We start from the raw sequence: 22262 nt of genomic DNA, 5'->3' as shown, positions 1-22262 counted from the left end.
AGCCCAGCGGCGAGGTCTTCCACCTCCACTTGGTGCCATGGCGCCTCGTGGCGCACGGTTTCCGTGTTCCGCACGTGTGAGATACGGCCGGTGTCGGGTGTCCTCTGTACCCCGGGGCCGTGGTACCCGCACAGCCAGGCACATCCCCCCAGCTGCCACCGCCGCTTCCCAACGGCAGGCCCTAACCGCCGAACCAGCGTCCCATCGTCGGCGTTCTTTCTTAACGGGGCTTCCATCAAGGATTCACCTTATTCACCCTTCCGGTCTTCCCCTTGCCTGTAGCCCGTGGATGGATCACCGGCCCTTGGGCTTCCCTCCGGGCTTCACACCCCGTGCATGGAATGCACACACGACGCATGCCAGAGGCGGGGACGGGCTGTGAGCACTAGCCCGGAGCCGAATCGTCGACCACGTCGACCCTCCTTTCGTTCGGCTCACTCACACATTGCGACTTCGCGTCGCACGACGTGGAAAAAGTCGACAGCCAGCATCGTGGAGGCCTGGTGCGCAGGAAGTGCCGCCAGGTCGTGTCGGTCTGCCGCGCAGGAGCGGGAGGCAGCCCGACCGACTTCAGGACGCGGCGGATGGTGGAGGCGCCGACGCGGTAGCCGAGTTTGAGCAGCTCACCTTGGATGCGCTTGTACCCCCAGGTCCTGTTCTCGGTCGCGAGTCGTTCGATCAGCGTGGCGGTCTGCGGGTCGAGTGGTGGCCGTCCGGTCCGGTGCGCGTGGGTCCACTTCTTGGCGACGAGGCGGCGATGCCAGCGAAGAACGGTGCCAGGGGTGATCAGCCGGTGCAGGCGAAGCCGTTGCGGCAGGAGCCGGATCAGCGCGGCGAGCACGGCCCGGTCCGCCCAGTCCACCGTGGCTTGGGCTGGGTACGGCGCAGCACGGCGACCTCGTGCCGAAGAACGAGCAGCTCGACGTCCTTGGACGCCGACGAACGACCCAGTAGCACCAGCCACCGACACACCTGCACGAAGAACAGGTAGAGCAGACGTACGGCCACAGCCGACCATCATGCCGCCGGCCGGACCATCGCATCACTGCAGGTCACGGCCTCAGGCTGACTTGTGGCACCCCACAGGTGGGTTGTCCTAGATTGCGGCGTATGCCGGTGGAGTTCCTGACGGATGACGAGGCGGCGGCGTACGGCCGGTACGCGGGAGCGCCTTCGCGGGCTGATGGAGTACCTGGAAGAAGCACCCGAGGGCTATTTCAACACCATGGTCAGCACCTATCCCGGAGTAAAGCGATGACGACCCGAAACCCGGCCCTGCTGGACGCCCCATCCAATCTTGGGCTGCGCCCGCCTGAGCCGGGGGCCGTGCCGGGCTGCTACAAGGCGCCAGGAGTCTTCCGCGATCTGGGCCTGCTCAGCCGGCTGGGCGCAATCGACGCCGGGGTAGTGACCCCACCGCGCTACCTGCCCGACTGGACCCCGGGGACCGTGCGCAACGAAGCCGCCATCGCCGCCTACTCCCGGCAGGTGGCCGACCGCGTCACCGCGATCCTGGAGCGTGACGACCTCCCGGTCGTGCTGGGCGGCGACTGCAGCATCGTGGTCGGTGTCGCCCTCGCACTGCACCGTCGAGGCCGCTTTGGCTTGGTGTACCTCGATGGCTTGGACTACCGGCATGACGGCCCCGACGTGGGCGCCGCCGGTGGCGAAAGCCTGGCTCTGGTCACCGGCGTTGGCGGGCTGCTGGCCGAGCTGGACGGCACGCGACCTTACCTGCGCCCCAGCGACACCATCGTGGTCGGCCTACGACCTGGCGATGAGTACGCCGGGGAAGCCGCCGCAGCCGGCCTGCACCTGATCGACGCGCCCACGGTCAGCCGGGATCCGCTCTTGGCGGCCGACCAGGCGCTCCGGCTCCTGGAGCACGCTGAGCTGGACGGATTCTGGGTCCACATCGACGCTGACGTCATCGACGGCGAGCTTCTGCGGGCGGTGGACAGCCCTGAACCCGACGGTCTGACCTTCGACGAGCTCGTCACGGTGGTGCGTCGCCTGCTCGCCTCCCCCCAGGTGGTGGGGGTGGACGTGACCATCTACGACCCCGACCGGGATCCCGACCTGCACGGCGGGCAACAGCTAACCGATGCCCTGGTCAAGGCATTCGCCAACTGGCGCGCTTGAAGTTCGTTGACAAAATGCGGCGATGCTGTCGAGGATCTCGTAGGCGGTTTTGGGTCCACACGTGTTGGCGGGGATCTTCGTTCCCCATACAGGAAGAATCGGACATCTTGGTGTGGATGACGGGTGAAGCTCGAGAAACCCAAGAACCGATCAGGTGGTCATCGGCATCGTTCACCGGAAGGGTGTGCATGCCGATAATGCCATCCGCCCTGGTCAGGGTGGCCGCAGCCGTCGGGGCCGGTGGCTGCGCGAGGATGCCACCTCATGGTGCTTCGGTTGACCTACCTCGGTGTCACGAACGCGTTCGCCCTGCTACGCCTGCTGCCCTACGGCGACCGTGACAAGGACATCGAGATCCTCACCCTGCGCCACCAGATCGCCGTGCTTCAACGCCAGCTCGACGGTCAACGGATCCGGTTCCAGCCCGCCGACCGCGCCCTGCTCGCCGCACTCCTGCGTCCGCTGCCCCGGCCAACCTTGCACGGCCTGCGGCTTCTGGTGCGCCCGGAAACTTTCCTGCGCTGGCACCGCGACCTGATCACCCGCCACCACGCCGCCATCTCCCGTCCCCGCCGGCGTGGCCGGCCCCGCACCGTGGCCTCAATCCGTCTCCTGGTGCTGCGCCTGGCCAAGGAGAACAGCAGCTGGGGCTACCGAAGGATCCACGGCGAACTCCTGACCCTCGGCATCAAAGTAGCCCCATCCACAGTCTGGGAGATCCTGCGCGACGCGGGCATCGATCCAGCACCTGACCGCACCGCGACCACCTGGACCGACTTCCTCCGCTCCCAGGCCCACGCGATCCTCGCCGCCGACTTCCTCGAGACCGTGACCCTCACCGGAGCGCGCCTGTACATCCTCGCGGTGATCGAACACTCCACCCGCCGGATCCGGATCCTGGGCGTCACCGCGCACCCCACCGCCGCCTGGGTCACCCAGGCCGCCCGCAACCTCGCCATGGACCTGAACGACGCCGGATCCACTGCTCGTTACCTCATCCGCGACCGCGACGGTAAGTACCCGGCTCTGTTCGACGTCATCCTCGCCGACGCCGGGATCACGATCGTCCGCAGCGGAGTTCGGACCCCACGGATGAACGCGGTCATGGAACGGTGGGTACGAACCTGCCGCCGGGAACTCCTCGACCGCACCCTGATCTACAACCAGCGCCACCTCCTACACGCCCTGCGCGCCTACGAGGCTTTCTACAACACGCATCGACCCCATCAAGGCATCGCGAACGCCAGACCACTCCGGCCGCTGCCCGAACCGATCACCAATCCGGACCAGCTCACCCACCTCGACATCCACCGACGCGACCAGCTCGGCGGCATCCTGCACGAGTACGAACACGCAGCCTGACCTGCCCGGACGTAATTTTCGGCAAGTACAGGGCCACCGGCTCTCCGCCGAGCCGTTCGCCTACGTGTACCGGCTCACCACCAAAGCTGATACCGGGGACGAGCCCGCGCGGGTCGGCGGTCTGCGTCGCTGGTTCCAGCGTGACCCAGCCCCTGCCACCCCGGTCGAGCCGAAAGCCGTGTGGTCCGGGCAGATGGACCTAGCCGACATCGCGAAGGTCGTCGGCCGGCCGGTGCCGCTCTGGCTGGAGGGCACCGAGACCTCGGCCAACGCAACACAGACCCTCTCCTACGACCGCACGTTCACCGTCCCCGACACGGTCACCTCGTGGCCGGCGGCCGAGCGGCGCCTCGACGAGGCGATCAAGGCCGGGATGCCGGCGGAGTTCCCGGCCGCGTTCGCCGCGCTGGCGGTCGACGCCGCCGACGGGCTGCGCGCGCTACGGGCCGCGCACGGGCGATTCCCGGACTCGGGGGACGGCTGGTACCTGGTCTGCCGGCCCGCCCAGCCTGCCCCGCCCGTCGACCTCGAACAGCGCCTCACCGGCGCCACCCTGGTCACCGACACCCCGGCTCATCGCGGCCGAGCTCACCGAGCTGCGTGCCGTCGAGGGCGAACTGGACTGCGACGATCCCCGCGGCGACGCCTATGCCGAGGCCGTCACCCTGCTGGAAGCGCAGCTACGCCAGGCCGCCAAGAGCAGCGGGGCGCTCAGCGACCTGAACACCGGCTTCGTGTCCGTCGCCGACGACCGGCCCGTCACCCTCCACGCGCCGTGGGAAGGACCCGTGGTCGACACCTGGTGTCGGACCCTGACCGCCGTCACCGACCACCAACCTGTGCGGCGGCTGCGCCGGATCCGCCGTCTCCTAGACACCGTCGAACCCGACCAGGTCCGCGAGATCTACCGCGACCCCGACGGTCATTACGTACTCGTCGCCGAACTCGGCTCCGGGAACTGTGGTGCATGGCCGAATGGCCTGCCTCCCTGGAGAAGGTCGCGACCTGGACCAGCAAGACCGTGCTCGCCGCCGACGACACCGGCAGCGCCGCCGCCATGCTGGCGCTCACCCCCACCGACGACGGCCGCATGCGCGTCGACCCTGTCCCGCTCCCACCCCGTAGCAGCAGGGAGGCCTTCGGCTACGGCTACGGCTACGGCGGCGGCACCCCGTCCAGCACCCACCGGGCCATCCTGCGCTGCGCCCTCGGCGACATCCCCGACCTGGGCAAGGTCCACGAACTCATCGGCGAGTACCGCGACGAGGCCCCCGTCAGTCAGCTATGGGCAGCGATCTCCACCACCCACGGCCCCCTGCGCCTGCCCTGGCCCCGGGTCCAGCTCTGGGCCCACACCGACCGCGCGACCAGTCGCCTCGACGCGGCCGGGCGGAGAGAGCAGGAACGCCCAGCTGACGCTGGCCTGTGATGGTCCGACGAGTTCTGTCGCACCTTGCGTTCATCCTGTGACGTGGAGGTATTTCGCGAAATAAGCAGACTCGACCTGGTGCTGTGACCGGTACGCGGTCGTGCTGCCGGACCGTCTCGGGTAGCGCAACGAGATCTGGTTGACGACCACGGCGTGCGGCCCCGCACTGCTCGCGGGAACCTCAAGGAGGAGGAAACCGGTACCGAGGCGATCCGGGTCCTCCAGTGCGTAGATCTGATACCGAGGAATCGGCGCTACGAGCGAGTTGATGATCTGCCGCATCCGGCTGATCTCATGGTAGGCGGCCTCGACGCCGACCGCTTTTGCCGCCCGGGCGAGAGCATCCTCCTCCATCCCGAGGATGACCAGCCCACCGCGGCTGTTTGCCATCGCTGCAACGTCGCCCGCCAGCTTCAGACGGTCCTGTGCCTTGAGGCCGTATACGTCGCGCTTGTAGTCGAGATCGTCGGCCTCTGGCACCGCACCATCAACGAGCTGGGCGACATCGGCGTAGGTCAGGGCGTCAGCCGTCTTCCCGAAGATGGTCTCAAGCCTGCGAGAGCGGAGGAGCGCCATAGGTCGATCATGGCCCCTCGCTGGACAGCGGCATATGAGCGGGTTATCCGACGCGGCCCGGTCGACGGAGCCGAGGCCATCGCGGGTTAGGCCGGCGTCATCCTGCAGCATGCCGTCTGGGACTTGGGTCAGTACCGAGCACCGAACGTCTCACCGTGCGTAGTCAGCGACACAAGTAGACCCGCGGCCGAAACCATCAGACCTGCGGCTCAACCAGCCACCCGGAGCAAGATCATTGTGGTCGGCGTGTGGTCGCGGAAGCGCCGGCACGGGCCGGATCAAGACGGCATCGAGCGGCACGGCGGCCCGCGAAAACCTCTGCGCTCATTGAATTTTCTGACCCAAGGCGGATCTTGACGACACGGCGCGACATACGATTCGGGTGGCTTTTAACCGGCGAGTTCAGGGTTCGAGTCCCTGACGGCGCCGTCGGCGACCAGAGCCACCAGTCCGGCCACGGCGGCGAACGACGGTCCCGACCTGCCGCGCCCCGGCCTTCCTGACACCGACCCAACCCGGGATCCGGGCTTCCAACCTCCGGCCCGTTTTACTGCGCAGGGGACAGCACCCTTTGCGGTGATTCCCACAGCGATGCCGGCGCCGATGTTGTCAGCCCATTGGTTCACCGCCCAACCCGGGCTGCGCTGCTCGCGCCAACATAGTCAGTGGCGCTTCCACATCTGACCAGCATACCGCTTTCCGTCCGGTTGCTGTCGCGATGTCCTTCGCGGTGGCCGTTACGGTGGCCGGCGCGGTGACATCGACGCGGAATCTCCGTGCCATGAACGCCAGAGGTCCTGCACACCAAGCCCGACACGAACCGACAGGAAAGTCAGCCAAGCCCACAGCGGCGCGGAAGACAACGGCACGGAACGATCAGCGCGTCCTTCTGACCCTCGACCAGGTACTCGCCGAGCTCGGCGGCCCGCACGGGCCCCTGCCGCGCTCAACCTGGAGTGACTGGCAGCTCAAAGGCAAGGGCCCTAAGGTCATCAAGCTGCCGAACGGCCAGATCCGAGTCACCCGCGATGACCTCAACGACTGGCTCGACAGCCTGACCCGCGACCCGGCCGCCCGATGACCCGCTCCCACGCCGGCGGCGCCCCGCCCGACGACACAGGACCACGAACCACCTTCGACGTCCGCGTCTATTCACTCCTGGAAGTAAAAGGAAAAGGTCGATCGACGTGGCAGGTCCGCTGGCAGGTCGCCGGCCGACCGACCAGAAACAGCCGCAACTTCCCGTCCAAGACAGCAGCCGAGTCGCGCCGCGCCGAGATCCTCACCGCAGTACGCAAGGGCGAGGCGTTCGAAATCGTCTCCGGGCTGCCGATCTCCGAATGGCACGCCCTGAACACACCGGAACCGGCACCGCAACGCACCTGGCTCACAGTCGCCCGGGACTTCGCCGATACCAAGTGGGCCGAGAACCAGGCTCCAAGCACCCGCCGGGCGATCGCCAGCCAACTCAGCGTCATCACTCCAGCCCTGTTCGACGAACCGGCGCCAGCCACGATCGCCGAACTGGTACGCGAAGCACTGGTGGGTTGGGTGTTCGTCACCGGGACACGCACGACCCTCCGTCCCGACGGCCGCCGCGTCGAAAACGAGCCACCCCCGGGGTGGGTGGCGGTTCTCGCCTGGATGGAACGCCACAGCCGACCGATCCTGGATCTCACCGACATCGAGGTGACACGCGCCGCCCTGACCGCGCTGTCCCGCCGGCTGGACGGGAAACCGGCCGCACCCAACACGGTGACCGCGCGCCTGATCCTCTTTGGCCAGGTGGTGAGATTCGCCCTCGCCCGAGGCGACCTGGACACTGACCCGCTGCCAGGCGCGCAGTGGACACCGCCCAGCAAGGTGACAGCCGTCGACCGCCGCGTGGTCGTCGACCACGTCCGCGCAACCCGCCTGCTCGCCGCGGTCGCACAGCGAGCCCCAGAGCTGGAGGCGTTCTACGCCTCCATCTACTACGCCGCGGCAAGACCCGGCGAAGCGAACGAACTCAACATCAGCCAGCTCTCCCTGCCCCAGACCGGCTGGGGCGAGGTGACACTCACCGACAACAACCCCGAGATCTCCCCCCGCTGGTCCGACGACCCCGAAGGCCCCCGACGAGCCCGCCAACTCAAGCATCGCGAGAAGGGGGTCGTCCGGCACGTGCCGCTCCACCCGGAACTGGTCGCACTCCTGCGCCGCCACATCGAACGGTTCGGGACGGCACCGGACGGCCGCCTGTTCCGCACACGCCTGGACGGACCGATCAAGACAATCCGCCATCTCGAGGTGTGGCGTACGGCCAGAACACAGGCACTGACTCCAGCCGAAGCGGCCAGCCCGCTCGCCCGGCGCCCCTACGACCTACGGCACGCCGCCGTATCGCGCTGGCTGAACGCGGGCGTCCCAGCCACCCAGGTCGCCGAATGGGCCGGCCACAGCGTCCGGGTCCTGCTCACGGTCTACGCGAAGTGCATCGTCGGCCAAGAACAGCACGCACTCCGGCTGATCGATGCATCGTTCGCCACCGAGGCCCCAGACACCCCCGACCCAGCCACACAGACCCCGGCACCCGACCCGACCACACAGACCCTGGCCCCTGACCCGAGCGAAGACGGCCTAGGCCTCTGACACCAACCCAGACACCACCATGATCAAATGCACGTATTGTGCACACACCCCCGGAACCCACCGGAGACCGCCAGACAGAGCCGGACGCGCTCCGTCACACCGGCCCACCCCGGCCAGACCCCGGCGCCCAGCAGATCGGCTAGAGGGAAAGAGAAACCAGTGCTCACACCGGTCAGCCGAGACCCCCAACCTCCACTACAGTCCGCAACCTCACCTTCATCACGAAACATTTATACGATCTTCGAGGGCACGTCCGAGATCCAGCGCCTCGTCATCGCCCGGGCCATCTCCGGCGTGCACATTCGCTGAAGCGCGGTTAGCGGACACTAACCGTGGCGCGCCGCTCCACAAGATCGAGTCCACGCATGGTCCACAGCGACGTTGGCGGGCAAGGTCCGCGCCGTCTGGAGCGAGACACGCGCGTCGCCGCACCGGCGCGTCGCGACGGCGCTCCGCCGTCTCCTCGGATGCCGGATGTCGCAGCCCGCGGTCATCAGCGGTAGCGGTCAGCAGACCGACTACGAAACGGGCCACAGCGACGACCGCCTCCACGGCCGAGAACTCCGGCAGGAACCTGCCGCCTCGTCCATCCGCATGCTCGTCGTCAACCGAACCGACCGCATCCTCGCCGGCCTCCGACCAGCAGCGCATCCCCGAGGCCGTGGCCGCAGGGCCCGGACCACCGCCCACCCCACGGCGCGAGCACTCCTCCACAGCCAGGACAGCAAAGATCACCTGCCGTCAGCCGACGCTCGACCGAACCTGCTGACGGTCCTTGACCTCCTCCGCAGATCGAGAGGATCCGCAAGCCTGGCAGACACCCTGGGCGAGCCTCCCGGGTGGCTGAGGGACGCGTTCACTCCCCCACCTACGGACGACGAGGCGGGCGCACGGCTTGCGCACCGGCGAACAACCCTGCACGAAACGAAAGCAGCTCTGGAAAGCCAGCTCGATTGGGACTTCGACGAGTGGACAAACTGGTTCTCGAACCAGAACGACTCCTTGGAGATCCGCTCAGCCAGACCACTCCCTGCGGATATGGTCGAACTGCTGGTGAAGCACGTCGACGATCCGTTTGCAACTCAGCCCATCGAGTGGCTCACCGGCTTCGCCGGATTTGAGATCGCCACCGCAGTCCTCGAATGAGCCCAGCGTGGCCGCCGGCCGCTCAGTCAATGCCCCCGCCACACCCGAGGACCGCCGATGCATCTGCTTTTTGATCATTTTGATGCGGTTGACGTTGCCTTCGACATCGCCGGAGCTGTGGGGCCCGGTGAAGTCGGCGAGGACGGCGTCGTGGTCGTTGCGCAGGCCGCGAGTGAAGGGGTGCAGGTCGGACGTCCAGAAAGCGAGCAAGTCCGACCAGTGTCTGTGTCACTGTTGAACCCGTCCATGACCGGTTGACGTGAGGGATCAGCGTGCGGCTGTCGCGGAGCATTACTGGGTACGCGTTCACGGTGGAGGTGGATGGTGTCCGAGAGGCTTGCCTGGCGGTCGGGCTGGCAGGCATCAGCCCGTTCACCACGAGTGTTGGGGCGGGAGGCAGCCTGTTCGCCCGCGCGCGCGCATGGGGCCTCCCTGTGCTCCATTCGCTGAATGAACTGCCCTTCGGCCGCCCTGTCGATCCCTTTTGGTGTGTCACGTGGGACAACGCAGGCGTGCTGTCCGTCCGCTGCCCCGATGGTGAGCACCTCGCGCGGGACCTCGACCTGGAAGTCCCGCCGCTCTGGCGGGAGACGGCAGACGGCTCCGGCTCGGTCATGCTGGTCGTCTCCCACGTGCTACCCGCCACGGACGATCCGCTCCGCACGCTCGCCGTGGAAATGCGACAGGGGATGGTGTGCGCCGGCCCTGTGCCCTTCGGCGAGTCGGGCCAGGAGGACGACGAGCCGCCGGTCGCGTTGCTCATCGACATCGACCCCGTCGGCGATCTGATGGAGCTGGCGCAGTTCGTGTGCGACCGGATCCTGTCGTTGGAGGAGGCGAAGCGGCGGGCGCGCGACATGGAGTGGGTCCAGGATGCCCTGGCGGAGCACGACGCGGTGTCCACCACGTGGGCCGAGACGATGGTGGACCTGCTGTTGCGGGACGAGTTCCTCGTCCACTACGGCCTGGTCGAGTTCATGTACGTCTACTGGCGACTGATAGCCGAGGTCGCGGACGCTTACGGGATGGAGGCCGCTTGGCGGGTCGCGGCACTCCGTACCGTCGAGTCGGCCATCCCGCTGCTGGCGGAGCGATGCGAGCGAGCGGTGTTCGAGGAGTCCGACGTGGTCGCAACAAGGCTGATCGATGGCCTGAGCGACCCCGCCGAACTGGAGGCGGCGCTGCTGGCCGTCGCACGGTTGCGGATGGCTATCCGGGGACCAGAGAACTTCGCCGCCGACGACTATGCCCGCGAGGCTCAGACCACCTGGCTCGCCCGATGCACGGCGGACCTGTATCGCACGTGGTTCACCGACGAGGAGCCCTTCCAGGCCGAGTCCCCCCGCCTTGTGGCTGAGGCCGGACACCTGGTGGCGCGAGCGCTGAAGCTGGCCGGCGGGACGCGGAGGCCCCGGTTTCTCGCTTTGTTGGCGCAGATCCTCGCAGACGAGCGGGGAGTTCACCGGGACGCCGCCAAGGCCGCGTTCTCGGCACTACTCGGCTCCTTCGCCCTCGGGGAGTCGGATCTCGCTTTGTTTCTACTCAGGGTGGTGGATGGGGTTCCCGCGGAGACGGTCGACGAACTGGTCACGGCGGTGTTCGGGGCGCCCTTGGCAAACTTCGTCGCCGCCCACGGCAGGATCTTAACGGCGAAGGTTATCAGCCAGGGCGTCAACCTGGCCCGGGAGCGCGCCGACCGTCCGCTGTTGCGCACCGCGCTTGACTGGGCAGAGCAACTCGACGTCCGGTGGGACTCGGCCCACCGCAGGCAGTTGACCGAGGCGCGGCTCCACGTCCTGCCCGACGACCCCATCGACTGCCCTGGTCCCGACCAAGCGCTCGCGGTGTCGTTCCCGGAGTCATGGACACCCGCGCAGCGGTCGGCGGCGCTGCTGCACACGGCCGCACACGCCCGCGACCGGCGACAGCCGGTGCTGGGGCTGGCCCTCCTGCAGCAGGTGATCGACGACCTGAGCGAGGAATTCCGGCTGCTGAGGGCGGACCTGTATCACCAGGCGGCCGAGGCGGGTGAGCCGGCCGCCGGTCCTGTCCCGTTCCCATGGGGCTACTACACGTACTCGGCACTCGGCTACGCCTCGCTCGGCTTCGAGGAACTGGCGCGGGCGAGCCTGGTCCTATTCGTGCAGCACTTGGGTGACCTCCGCGGAGAGGAACTCAGGGGAGCGCTGTATGCCATCATCGTGGACCTGCCGAACTTCGACACGAGCGGCGCGCCCGAACTCAGCGAGGTGCTGCGCGATCTCGTTCACACAGCGGTCTGGCAGCTCGCCGCGGAGAGCGAGACGCTGCCGATGGCGCTGATGCTCGGACTGCATCAGGCGGGCAAGGGATCGCAGCTGGGCGCGTGGTGGCGAATCGACGGTCCGCTCGTGCTGCCCCTGTACATTCAGCACTTCATCGGCAGGCTACGCGACTGGGAGCAGCCCGCTGCCTCCAGTGGCGCGTCGCCGAACCTGCTGACCGTACTGGACGCCGACCAACGTCCCGGCGGCCACGACGACACGCAGGTCGCCCGGAACCTGCGGTGGCGCATCTCGTCGTTCATCGACAAGGAGCTGCAGCGCCGCTCGACGCCGTTCGTCGACGACCGGCACCTCTGGGCGAATTCCCACGAACTGCTGGACGACCGAACTGTGCTGCTGACCTGGTTCCTGCCTGCGGCTGTGAGCGGCGCGGCCGTGCTGTTCGCGGTCACCAGGCAGGGCCGGAAGCTCGTCGTATACCTCGGCGACGGCGCGGACGAAAACAACGACCGGCACCCGGAGGCGGATCGGGTCGAGGCGATTCGCGCGGAGGTCGAACGTGACCCGCTGTTCGCCGACGTGACGCCGGAGGGCCGCCGGCTGCTGGCGTCGGGCGATCTGCCGCTCGGCCCCGACGACTGGTGGGCCGAGTGGCGTGCCCAGGGCAAGGACCGCATCCTGGCCTGGCCGCACGGCGCGCTGCATTACCTGCCGATACCGCTGTGCCGCATGGGCAGCCGAATGATCGCCGACGACTGGACGGTCACTACCATCGCCGGCCTCGAAGCCCTGACGCCCGTCGAGGGCCCTGTACGGCCGCGGCGCACCGCGGTGCTGGCCTCCGCCGCCGGTGGCATACCCTACGGCCTCTACGCCGAACCGGCACTGGAAGAGCACGCGCGGAAGGTCGCCGAGGCGGTCGGCGCGGACGCCGCCATCGGGCCCGCGGCCACTCGGGACAGGCTGCTCGCCGAACTGTCGACGGCGGACGTCGTCCACGTCGCCGTACACGGAACGTTGGACCAAGACGCTCCGTGGATGCACTGCCTCTACCTCACCCCAGATCGCGACGACGACGGCCGGCTATTCGCCTATGACTTCCTGGAAGTCGACCTGCGCGGCGTTCGCCTGGTCACGCTCGCCGCCTGTGGGTCAGCGCTCGGCCGATTCGACCGCGGGGACAACATTCGTGGCATCCCGTCGGCGCTGATCACCGCCGGAGCGCAGGCCGTCGTCGGATGCCTGTGGCCCGTGCGCCCGGAACCAGCCACGTACTTCTACAACCACATGCACCTTCGGATCGTGCACGGCGCGGATCCGGAGCAAGCCTTCCGCGACGCCCAACTCGCCACTCGCGCCGAGTATCCCCACCATCGTGACTGGGGAGCGTTCACCTACCTGCGCGGTAGGAGCAAAGGAGCCGCCCCATGACCGAAATCCGGTTGCACGACGTCGAACTAGTGCCCGAGCGCACGCTCGGTAGTCCGGCGGACGACGGACCGCTGCGCGGCAGGTTCACATTCGGCTGGGACCTGCTCCCCGCCGACCACGCGGGCGCGCCAGCGGACTGGCCATCCTACATAAGGTCCACGCCCTACCGAGAATTCCGGCAACTGCTGATGGTGTGCTCGTTCCGACCTGAGACCCAGGAGAGCAAAGGTGCATTCCGCCATGCCTCCCTGGGCGTCGCACTGTCCACTCCGGACCGCGAGGTACAGCCGATCGCGCGCCTGATCGACCCCGGCGAGCGCACCCGCCCGGTCGCCACCCCCGGCACGGGCCTAAGCTTCACAGTCAAGGCAGGCATTCTGAACGTGGGCGTGGAGAAACCACCGGGCGCCAGTCCGGCGAGGGAAGAGTGGATCGTCCGGGGTCACGGCGCGTCCCAGCCAAACCCTCAGTGGGAGTTCCGCCGGGTCAAGCGATTCCCGCTGGTCGGAGACCACCCGGTGGCCGCGCTGGTGGAACTCGCGCCCGACCGGGTCAACACGGCGGAGATGCTAATGGCGGCAGAGCTGGAGCACCGCAGCTGGGGCGTCCGCCGCTACCGGGCACGACTAGCACCGTCGCCGCACGCCATCGTGCTGGCGGGGTGAGCCGGCCCCACGGGACTGATCGCCGACCTGTCCGACGCCGGTCCCTGACGTGGCACCCGATGCAGATGGTCGTCCAGTGCACGCGAATTCAGCCCGGAGACCCACGGGGACCAGAACGAAGCCCGGGAACTAGCTCGTAGGGCCAGATGCGGTGAGCGCCGACGGAGCGATCCGGCGGGGGTTAGTCCGCCAGCCAGGTCAGTCTGAGTCCTTCTCTGCCGCCGATGGTCTCCAGGCGGCGGGTGAGTGCCATCTTGATCTGTTCGAGGCTCTCTGTGTCCGCGGCGTCGGCTGACAGGACGAGGGCGTTGTCGGTGGCCTCGAGCCGGCAGGTTCCGCGGTCGAACTCGAGCAGGCCGATGTTTCCGGTCTGGGTCACGGTCTGGATCCGCGGCATGTCATGGCCGCTGTGGCGTGCCTGGTGGCGGTTGTGGATCGCGTCGAGGTGGCCGCATAGCTGGGTGAGGTAACGGGGCGCCCGGTCCGTGGCGATGCGCGCGTCGGCGGTGGGCATGTCAGGCGACGTCGCGTCGGGAGGTCGCCGCCGTGGCGGCAGCGAGCGTCACGACGGTGTAGGCCGCCAGGAGTGCGGCGGCCAGGCCGGGGGTGTGCAGTGCGCCGTCGCGGTTCGCGCCGGCCAGCGCCTGGGCGAGCGCGCCGGGAACGAACCGGTGCACCTTCGGGAGGTCCATCAGCAGGTTCTCCACGAACAGCAGCCAGGCGAACAGCGTGACGAGGGACGGTACCTGTGCGCGCAGGACCGTGCCGATGGCCAGGCCCACGACGGCGAGGAGTCCGCCGCCGAGCGCGCCGCCCGCGAGGAGCTGCGCGTAGTCGCTGGCCGTCAGTCGGATGGTCAACCCGCGCAGGTCCAGGGCCACCCAGCCGACACCCGCGACGGTGCCGGTCGCGACCAGCCCGACGAGCACCCCGGCGGCGAACACCGACAGCGCCTTCGCCCTGATCACGGTCCCTCGGCGCGGGGTCGCCAGGAACGTAGGACGGATAGTACCGCTGCGGATCTCGGCCGTGATCGACAATGCGCCGAGCAGGGCGGCGAACAGCGCGCCAAGATTGATGGCGACGTCGATGAAGATGCCACGCTGGTCGGGTCTCGTGGCTAGTCGGCTCGTCGAGAGACCGACGGCATGCAGCGTGACGGCGAGCGCGGCCAGCCCGACGAGGGCGACGAGAACGACCGCCAGCGTCGGTGTCGTGGTGAGCTTGGCGAGTTCGGAGCGTAGTTGCCGTCTCATGCCGTCGCCGCCGTGGTGAGCGCGAGGTAGGTGTTCTCCAGGGAGCCGTCCTGGGCGAAGTCGCCGATCGGCTGGTCGGTGACCAGGCGGCCGCGGTTGATGATGAGGACGCGGTCGACGGTCTGGGTGACCTCAGCCAGGACGTGGCTGGAGACGAGCACGGTCCCTCCCTCGTCGGCATAGGTGCGTAGGAAGGCGCGCAGCCAGTGCACACCGGCTGGGTCGAGCCCGTTGATGGGCTCGTCGAGGACGAGGAGCCGCGGGTCGCCGAGCAGGGCGGCGGCGAGCCCGAGTCGCTGGCGCATCCCGAGCGAATAGGTCCGCACCGGCCGTCTGCCCATCCCGGTCAGTTCGACGGTCTCCAGCGCCTCGTCGACCCGGACGGGGTCGATGCCCGCGGCGAGGGCCAGCACCCGCAGGTGGTCGCGGCCGGACCGGGCCGGGTGGAAGTCGCCGGACTCGAGGACCGCCCCGACGGTGCCGGCGGGATCGGCGAGCTCGGCGAAGGGCAGGCCGAGGACGTGGGCGGTGCCGCCGGACGGCGACGCGAGTCCGAGCAGGATCCGCAGGGTGGTCGACTTGCCGGCGCCGTTGGGCCCGAGGAACCCGGTGATCTGGCCACGGTCGAGGGTGAACGTCAGGTCGTCGACGACGGCCTGGCCGCCATAGCGCTTGGTAAGCCCTTCGACGGCAACGACAGGTGGCGTGTCGCTCATGGGCGCCGCCGCCGGACGACAAGAAACACCGCGAGCGCGACCACGACGACGATGCCGAGGACCGCGACATGGAGAACGGGGCGGTCCGCGAACCCGGAGGCTGTCGCGGATGCCGTCGAAGCCGAAGTCATCACTCGCCGAACGCTAGGTTCGCGGGCAGCTTCGGGAAACGCCCTGACGGCTGATCTCGGGGGTCCTCGGCGCGTCGACCGGCATCCCCCCGCGGGGGGATTCGGGAACGGCCTGGGCGAACTACGCTCGCGACGTGGCGACCGAGGCCGGTGTGTGGCACTTCTTCACCTCCTCCCCGGCCGCCGCGTCGGCCCGGCCGAGTCGTCCCCGCATCGAGGACGCGGTGATCGCCGGAGTGACGTTGGGCGGCTGGTTCGTCTTCCTCTCCCGCGGCGATCGTCTCGAGGCCGCCGACCTGAGCCTGTTGGCCGCCTCGACGCTTCCTTTGGCCGGGTGGCGGATCTCACCGCGCGGGGTGTTCGCCGCCAGTACGGTCGCGGCGATGGGACTGGCCGCGCGCGGCCTGGGGCTGTGGCCGCCGCTCGGACCCGCCGTCGCGCTCTACCTCCTGACGGCCGGCAGGGACGCGGCCTCGCCGTGGTCGCGGCGCGACGCGTGCACCGTCCTGGGGCTGCTGGCCGGCTACCTCGCACTCCTGGTCGTCAGCGCCGGGTGGGTGCCGACGAACCTGGGCCACACCGTGTTCGGCTGCGCGGCGGCGTGGTTCGCCGGCGAGCGCAGCCGCCTGCGCCGCCAGCAGATCGCCGACCTGCACGAACGCGCGCACCGCTCGGCCGAGTCGGCGGCGACGGACCTGCGGCTTGCCGTCGCCGAGGAACGGGCCCGGATCGCGCGCGACCTGCACGACTCGGCGGGGCATGCCCTGAACGTGATCACGGTGCGCGCCGGGGCCGCGCGGCTACGGGGCGACCCACGCCGCGCGCTGGCCGCGCTGGCGGACATCGAGACCGTCGCGCGCGAGACGGTCGCCGACATCGACCAGATCGTCGGCTCGTTGCGCGCCGTCGAGGTGCCCCCCGCGACCGTGGAGGCGCCGGTCGGCCTGGCTTCGGCGGACACGCTCGTCGCGCGGCATCGGGCGGCCGGCCTGCGGGTGACCATGTCTCGAGAAGGCAACCCGGGCTCCCTGGGCAGGGCGTCCGACCAAGCGGCCTACCGTGTCCTGCAGGAGGCGCTGACCAACGCCGCGCGGCACGGCGCCGGGTCCGCGGCCGTCATGATCTCGACTGACTCGGATGGCTGCGCGTTGACCGTGACCAACCCCGCGAGCGAAAGCGCCGACGTCACCGCCGGCGGCCACGGCATCGTCGGCATGCGCGAGCGCGCGAGCCTGCTCGGCGGCACGCTGACCGCCGGGCTCAGGGGCGGCGAGTTCCGGGTCGTGCTGCGGTTGCCGCGATCCGGGCGAGCGCCGTGACCAGGATCGTCATCGCGGACGACGACCATCTGATGCGGGCGGGGCTCGTCGAGCTGGTCACCGCCGACCCGTCGATCGAGGTCGTGGGCGAGGCGGCGACCGGCCGGGAGGCCGTGTCGCTGACGCGACGGCGGCGGCCGGATGTCGTGCTCATGGACGTCCGGATGCCCGACCTGGACGGCATAGCGGCGACCCGCGAGCTGGCCAGCTCCGTGCCCGATACCCGGGTCCTGATCCTCACCACGTTCGAGCAGGACGACTACGTGTTCGGGGCGCTGCGGGCCGGCGCCTCGGGCTTCCTGCTGAAGCGGACCCGCCCCGAGGAGCTCATCGCCGCCGTGCACACCGTCGCCGCCGGCGACGCGCTGCTGTCCCCGTCGGTGACCCGCCGAGTCATCGACCGCCTGGCCCGCCAGCCCGTGCCGGAGCTGACCGGGGCGCGGGCGCTGGCGGACCTCACCCCGCGCGAACGGGAGGTCCTCGAGCTGATGGCGCGGGGCCTGTCCAACCGCGAGATCGCGCGCCGGCTGGTGGTCGAGGAGTCCACCGTCCGCACCCACGCCAAGCGGGTCCTGGCGAAGCTCGGCCTACGTGACCGGATCCAGGCAGTGATCTTCGCCTACGAAACCGGGATCAACCAGCCGGGCAGGAAATGACCCGCCCAACACCACCAACACTTCCCGCACCATCGTCCGCGACGTCTCGACTGGGCCAAGGTGGCCGGGATTTCTGACCATCACCGGGCATTCGGTGATCTCATCACCGGCGACGGCCGCAAGCGGCGGCCCCGTGGTTGGCGGCGCCTGACCGCCGCGGCGCCTCGACAGGCGCTTCCTCGCGGAACGCTGTGCTTCACGCATCTACGAGGCGCGACGCGTCCGTGCGCGCTGCGCCCCTCGACAGTGAGCTGTCCGACGCCTGGCTGGTGAAGGAACGCAGGCGCAGACTGTTGCCGACGACGAAGACGCTGGAGAACGCCATCGCCGCGCCCGCGAGCATCGGGTTGAGCAGGCCCAGGGCGGCGAGCGGGATCGCCACCGTGTTGTAGGCGAAGGCCCAGAACAGGTTGGTCCTGATCGTGCCAAGGGTCCGGCGGGAGAGCCGGATGGCGTCCGCCGCGCTGCGCAGGTCGCCGCGTACCAAGGTGATGTCGGCGGCCTCGATCGCGACGTCGGTGCCGGTCCCCATCGCCAGGCCAAGGTCGGCCTGGGCCAGGGCAGCGGCGTCGTTGACGCCGTCGCCGATCATCGCGACGACCTTTCCCTCGGACTGCAGCCGCCTGACCACATCGGCCTTGTCAGCGGGCAGGACCTCGGCGATGACCTGGTCGATGCCGACCTCGGCGGCGATCTGGTCGGCCACTGTCCGGTTGTCGCCGGTGAGCAGCACCGGCACCAGCCCGAGCGCCGTGAGCTGGGCGATCGCCTCGCGGCTGGTCGGTTTGACCTGGTCGGCCACGACCAGCAGGCCGCGGGCCTGGCCGTCCCAGCCGACCGCGACGACGGTCCTACCAGTCTGCTCGAAGCGGGCCTTGTGCTGGATCAGTTCGGTGGTGAGGTGTTGCGACCAGTCGGCCAGCAGCGCCTGGCGTCCGACGACGACGGCGTGGCCCTCGACGATGCCCTGGACACCCTTGCCCTCGACGGCCGCGAAGTCCTCCGGAGTCGGCAGGGCGCCAACCTCCTGCGTGGCGGCCTTCGCGATCGCCTGAGCGATGGGGTGCTCGGAGGCGTCTTCCAGCGCACCTGCCAGGCGTAGCACATCGGTTCGGTCCACACCGCCAGCGGTGACGACCTCGACGAGCGCCATCTTTCCGGTGGTCACGGTGCCGGTCTTGTCGAGGACGACGGTGTCGACCTTGCGGGTGGACTCCAGCACCTCGGGTCCCTTGATCAGGATCCCCAGCTGGGCTCCTCGGCCGGTACCGACGAGCAGCGCGGTCGGGGTGGCCAGGCCCAGGGCGCACGGGCAGGCGATGATCAGTACCGCTACCGAGGCGGTGAACGCGGCGGCCGCCGGGAACCCCGCACCCATCCAGACCCCGAGGACCGCCACGGCGACCGCGATCACGACCGGCACGAAGACACCGGCTACCTTGTCGGCCAGCCGCTGGACCTCGGCCTTGCCGGTCTGGGCGTCCTCGACCAGCCTGGCCATCTGGGCCAGCTGGGTGTCGGCGCCAACCCGGGTCGCACGGACCACAAGCCGTCCGCCGGCGTTCATGGTGGCGCCCGTGACGGTGTCGCCCTCGCCGACCTCTATGGGCACGGACTCGCCGGTGAGCATCGACTGGTCGACCGCCGAGCTTCCCAGGACGACGACCCCGTCGGTGGCGATCTTCTCGCCGGGACGGACGACGAACTCGTCGTCCACGGCCAGGTCCTCGACCGGGATCCTGGTCTCGACACCGTCACGCAGGACCGCCACGTCCTTGGCGCCCAGTTCGAGCAGGGCGCGCAGGGCGGCACCGGCCTGGCGCTTGGACCGCTTCTCGAAGTAGCGGCCGGCGAGCACGAACATCGTCACCCCGGCGGCGACCTCGAGGTAGATGTTGGCCGCGCCGTCGGTCGGAGTGACGGCGAACTCGAAGCCGTGTTTCATCCCAGGCGTACCCGCGGTGCCCCAGAACAGGGCGTACAGCGACCACGCGAACGCCGAGAGGGTGCCGATCGAGACAAGGGTGTCCATGGTGGCCGCGCCGTGGCGCAGGTTGGTCCAGGCCCCCCGGTGGAACGGCCAGGCCGCCCAGAGAATCACTGGCCACGCCAGCGCGAGGGCGGCCCACTGCCAGAAGGTGAACTGCAGCACGGGCACCATGGCAAGCACGATGACCGGGACCGCCAATACCACGGCCCCCACCAACCGGTTCCGTAGCGCGATCAGCTCGTGGTCAGGCTGCTCCCGCGCCGCATCGGCCGAGGTGTCGGCGGCTTTCTTCGGGGTGGGCAGCGTCGCGGTGTAACCGGTCTTCTCGACTTCGGCGATCAGGAGCCGCGGGTCATAGCCCGCGGGCACGGTGGCCTTGGCCTTCTCGGTGGCGAAGTTCACCGACGCCTCGACGCCGTCGAGCTTGTTGAGCTTCTTCTCGATCCGCATCGCGCACGAGGCGCAGGTCATTCCGCCGATCTCGAGCTCGACGCTCGTCGCGGGCGGTACCTCGTAAGCCGGGGAGGTGGCCATAGCGGTTCCTTTCTCCGTTCCGCGCCCGCCGGATCAGGCGCCGGGGTGGGCACTGGTCCCGGCGTCGCCCGCGGCGTCGGGAGCGGCGTCGACGACGAAGGTGGCGGTGTGGACCTGCCCGTCGACCTGGAAGTCGAGGTAGAGCAGGTAGCGTCCCGCGGTGGGCACGTCGGCCATGAAGCCGATCTTCGGACCTGACAGGTCGCCCTCGGCCGGTTCCTCGCCCTCGGGGTGGACGTGCAGGTAGGCCAGGTCCCCTGCGCGCAGCGCGACCAGGTGGCCAAAGGCGCCGAGATAGGGCTGCAGGGTGGTGACCGGCTTGCCGTCGTGGGTGATCTCGACGGTCAGGCCGGACATCGTGCCGGCGTGCAGGTCGCCATGCAGGGCCACCGTGAACCCGTCGACCTGCGCGGTGGTCGCGGTGTGGGTGGCCGGAGCCGGGACGAAGTCCCCAGCGACGCCGATTGTGCGGGTGAGGGTCACATCAGGGGCCCCGGACGCGTCCCGGCCGGCGGGCACGAAGTCCGCGAACACCCGGTAGGTGCCGGCGGCGGTCCATGTCCACGGGATCGACCAGGTCCCGTCGGAGCCCAGTGCCGGGTGGACGTGACGGAACTGGGTGCCGTCCGATCGCACCACGATGAAGTGGAGATCCCTGTCGTGCGACGGCGTGTACGCCGTCAGCGGGTCGCCGTCGCCGTCGCGCACCTGGAACGACAGGACACCGGCCTTCCCGACCACGTCGGGCGCGGCCACGTCGCCGAGCAGGTATCCGTCCTGCTCGAGCGAGAGCCCGCGGACTGACCCGGTCCCGGCCGAGGCCTGCGTCGTCGAGGTGTGGTCCATCGAGTTCTCCTGCGCCGTCTTCGTCCACGAGGCGACCGTCGAGTCAGGGATAACGGCCGAACCGGCGACGAAGGCGCCGCCGAACAGGACCGCCAGACCGGCGGCGTAGACGCCGAGCCGGGTCGGGACGTTCATCAGACCCGGACCGCCTCGTAACCGGCCTCGCCCACCGCGGCCAGCACCCGCGCGTCGTCCACCGGCTCGGTGGCGGTGACGACCAGCCGGCCGGTCCGCGCGCTCACCTGGATCTCCTCAATGCTGGCGATCTTGCCGACCTCACCGCGAACCGCGGCCTCGCAGTGACCGCAGCTCATGCCCGTCACCTGGTACTCGCTCGTGGTCATCGCGCCCGCTCCCTCCCGAGTCAGATACCCCATCCGGGTATCTCCAGGTCATGTTTATACCCCCTAGGGGTACCCGTCAATGCGGGTTGGAGCGAGCGGGGAGACAGGCAGGCGACAGCCCCAGCGGTCGCGCGGGGATTCCGGAGCCCGGAGGCCTGACGGTCGGGGCGGCAACGCGCAGACGCGGCGAACACCGTCGATCCCCTGGGGGATGGACGGGATGCATACGGGAGGCGAGTCCACCATGCCCATGACTACCGGGATGCCGATGAGCGGCGGCATGAACATGAGTGGCATGCCGATGGCGACCACGACGCCGACGGCGAGTGGCCCATCGATGGACGGGATGATGAACGCCCAGGACATGGCGAAGTTGGCCGCCGCGTCCGGGCGGGACTTCGACCGGATGTTCCTGACGATGATGACTGCCCACCACAACGGTGCGGTGGCGATGGCGACCGCTGAGGAGCGCGACGGCCGGTACGGCCCCGCCAGGCAGCTCGCCACCAGCATCAGGACCAGCCAGACCGCCGAAATCACGGAGATGAACGGACTGCTGGCGAAGATCTGACCTGTAGGCCGTCTGGCTTGCCTGGTGACTTGGCCGGCAACGCCGAGCGCGTCTGAGCTACTACCCGTAGCCGGCGGTGGGCGGTCCCTGGGACCGCCCACCGATCCGGGCTTTCCGGCGGTCTGTCGCAAGGATTCCCCAAAGCGGATGCCGGCCAGGCGGGCGTGTGGCCCCCGGCTCGCGCTGTCATATCGGGATGTCGAGGAGCTACCGGCCGGGTTCGGGCCGTGCCGGGTGGGAATGGGCAGCGATC

The 22262-nt window shown here is 69.2% G+C and carries 19 protein-coding genes and 1 pseudogene; 12 read left to right on the top strand and 8 right to left on the bottom strand.

The annotated features are described in order from the left end of the window. Window positions 1-464: 464 nt before the first annotated feature. Window positions 465-1008: pseudogene (locus QOZ89_RS42485) on the bottom strand (helix-turn-helix domain-containing protein); the annotation flags it as partial. Window positions 1009-1254: 246 nt separating this feature from the next. Between QOZ89_RS42485 and QOZ89_RS42480 the strand changes: the two are divergent. The 3 genes from QOZ89_RS42480 to QOZ89_RS42470 all read left to right on the top strand — a co-directional run bounded on the left by QOZ89_RS42480 (window position 1255) and on the right by QOZ89_RS42470 (window position 4933). Continuing rightward, window positions 1255-2142, top strand: a complete 888-nt coding sequence (locus QOZ89_RS42480; RefSeq protein WP_312629863.1) for an arginase family protein — start codon at window positions 1255-1257, stop codon at window positions 2140-2142. Between the two features lie 264 nt (window positions 2143-2406). Further along, complete coding sequence (locus QOZ89_RS42475) at window positions 2407-3504, top strand: integrase core domain-containing protein (RefSeq protein ID WP_312629862.1); 1098 nt, start codon at window positions 2407-2409, stop codon at window positions 3502-3504. 967 nt (window positions 3505-4471) lie between these two features. Beyond that, entirely contained in the window at window positions 4472-4933 is a 462-nt protein-coding gene (locus QOZ89_RS42470; RefSeq protein ID WP_312629861.1) for a hypothetical protein, read from the top strand. A 30-nt stretch (window positions 4934-4963) separates the two neighbouring features. Here the strand turns inward: QOZ89_RS42470 and QOZ89_RS42465 are convergent, their stop codons facing one another. Further along, window positions 4964-5509, bottom strand: a complete 546-nt coding sequence (locus QOZ89_RS42465) for an AlbA family DNA-binding domain-containing protein (RefSeq protein ID WP_312629860.1) — start codon at window positions 5507-5509, stop codon at window positions 4964-4966. 718 nt (window positions 5510-6227) lie between these two features. Here QOZ89_RS42465 and QOZ89_RS42460 point away from each other — a divergent pair. The 6 genes from QOZ89_RS42460 to QOZ89_RS42435 all read left to right on the top strand — a co-directional run bounded on the left by QOZ89_RS42460 (window position 6228) and on the right by QOZ89_RS42435 (window position 13646). Then, window positions 6228-6590 (top strand): helix-turn-helix transcriptional regulator, encoded by a 363-nt coding sequence (locus QOZ89_RS42460; RefSeq protein ID WP_312629859.1) that lies wholly within the window; start codon window positions 6228-6230, stop codon window positions 6588-6590. Continuing rightward, window positions 6587-8140 (top strand): tyrosine-type recombinase/integrase, encoded by a 1554-nt coding sequence (locus tag QOZ89_RS42455; RefSeq protein WP_312629858.1) that lies wholly within the window; start codon window positions 6587-6589, stop codon window positions 8138-8140. The genes QOZ89_RS42460 and QOZ89_RS42455 overlap by 4 nt, the downstream gene beginning before the upstream one ends. Before the next feature lie 474 nt (window positions 8141-8614). Continuing rightward, window positions 8615-9286 carry a hypothetical protein gene (locus QOZ89_RS42450; protein ID WP_312629857.1) on the top strand — a complete coding sequence of 224 codons (672 nt, stop codon included), beginning with the start codon at window positions 8615-8617 and terminating at the stop codon, window positions 9284-9286. Window positions 9287-9343: 57 nt separating this feature from the next. Beyond that, window positions 9344-9544 carry a hypothetical protein gene (locus QOZ89_RS42445; protein WP_131804068.1) on the top strand — a complete coding sequence of 67 codons (201 nt, stop codon included), beginning with the start codon at window positions 9344-9346 and terminating at the stop codon, window positions 9542-9544. A gap of 254 nt (window positions 9545-9798) precedes the next feature. Further along, window positions 9799-12981, top strand: coding sequence for a CHAT domain-containing protein (locus tag QOZ89_RS42440; RefSeq protein ID WP_071050066.1), 3183 nt, complete (start codon window positions 9799-9801; stop codon window positions 12979-12981). Then, on the top strand, window positions 12978-13646 hold the full coding sequence (locus QOZ89_RS42435) for a hypothetical protein (RefSeq protein ID WP_312629856.1): 669 nt from the start codon (window positions 12978-12980) through the stop codon (window positions 13644-13646). The genes QOZ89_RS42440 and QOZ89_RS42435 overlap by 4 nt, the downstream gene beginning before the upstream one ends. A gap of 181 nt (window positions 13647-13827) precedes the next feature. On the opposite strand, the gene QOZ89_RS42430 is transcribed toward QOZ89_RS42435, so the two are convergent. Genes QOZ89_RS42430 through QOZ89_RS42420 form a run of 3 tightly spaced genes read right to left on the bottom strand, consistent with a single transcriptional unit; the run spans window position 13828 to window position 15618 of the window. Further along, window positions 13828-14160, bottom strand: a complete 333-nt coding sequence (locus QOZ89_RS42430) for a DUF2218 domain-containing protein (RefSeq protein WP_071046656.1) — start codon at window positions 14158-14160, stop codon at window positions 13828-13830. Window position 14161: 1 nt separating this feature from the next. After that, the gene (locus tag QOZ89_RS42425) at window positions 14162-14902 is read right to left on the bottom strand and encodes an ABC transporter permease (RefSeq protein ID WP_312629855.1); all 741 of its coding nucleotides are present in this window, start codon (window positions 14900-14902) and stop codon (window positions 14162-14164) included. Then, window positions 14899-15618 carry an ATP-binding cassette domain-containing protein gene (locus QOZ89_RS42420; RefSeq protein WP_071046658.1) on the bottom strand — a complete coding sequence of 240 codons (720 nt, stop codon included), beginning with the start codon at window positions 15616-15618 and terminating at the stop codon, window positions 14899-14901. The genes QOZ89_RS42425 and QOZ89_RS42420 overlap by 4 nt, the downstream gene beginning before the upstream one ends. 265 nt (window positions 15619-15883) lie before the next feature. Here QOZ89_RS42420 and QOZ89_RS42415 point away from each other — a divergent pair, with 265 nt between their 5' ends. Together QOZ89_RS42415 and QOZ89_RS42410 are read left to right on the top strand one after the other, a co-directional pair. Continuing rightward, window positions 15884-17068 carry a sensor histidine kinase gene (locus QOZ89_RS42415; protein ID WP_241841466.1) on the top strand — a complete coding sequence of 395 codons (1185 nt, stop codon included), beginning with the start codon at window positions 15884-15886 and terminating at the stop codon, window positions 17066-17068. After that, window positions 17065-17724 (top strand): response regulator, encoded by a 660-nt coding sequence (locus QOZ89_RS42410; protein WP_083418086.1) that lies wholly within the window; start codon window positions 17065-17067, stop codon window positions 17722-17724. The genes QOZ89_RS42415 and QOZ89_RS42410 overlap by 4 nt, the downstream gene beginning before the upstream one ends. Window positions 17725-17920: 196 nt before the next feature. Here the strand turns inward: QOZ89_RS42410 and QOZ89_RS42405 are convergent, their stop codons facing one another. The 3 genes from QOZ89_RS42405 to QOZ89_RS42395 are packed head-to-tail and all read right to left on the bottom strand — an operon-like array spanning window position 17921 to window position 21438. Next, on the bottom strand, window positions 17921-20248 hold the full coding sequence (locus QOZ89_RS42405) for a heavy metal translocating P-type ATPase (RefSeq protein ID WP_071046659.1): 2328 nt from the start codon (window positions 20246-20248) through the stop codon (window positions 17921-17923). A gap of 33 nt (window positions 20249-20281) precedes the next feature. Next, the gene (locus QOZ89_RS42400; protein WP_312629854.1) at window positions 20282-21229 is read right to left on the bottom strand and encodes a DUF8832 domain-containing protein; all 948 of its coding nucleotides are present in this window, start codon (window positions 21227-21229) and stop codon (window positions 20282-20284) included. Next, entirely contained in the window at window positions 21229-21438 is a 210-nt protein-coding gene (locus QOZ89_RS42395; protein ID WP_312629853.1) for a heavy-metal-associated domain-containing protein, read from the bottom strand. The genes QOZ89_RS42400 and QOZ89_RS42395 overlap by 1 nt, the downstream gene beginning before the upstream one ends. A gap of 244 nt (window positions 21439-21682) precedes the next feature. Here QOZ89_RS42395 and QOZ89_RS42390 point away from each other — a divergent pair, with 244 nt between their 5' ends. Continuing rightward, entirely contained in the window at window positions 21683-22009 is a 327-nt protein-coding gene (locus QOZ89_RS42390; protein WP_312629851.1) for a DUF305 domain-containing protein, read from the top strand. Window positions 22010-22262 lie beyond the last annotated feature (253 nt).

The sequence above is a fragment of the Pseudofrankia coriaricola genome, assembly GCF_032027725.1.
Lineage (GTDB): Bacteria > Actinomycetota > Actinomycetes > Frankiales > Frankiaceae > Pseudofrankia.
This window is presented reverse-complemented; position numbering and strand designations above follow the sequence as displayed.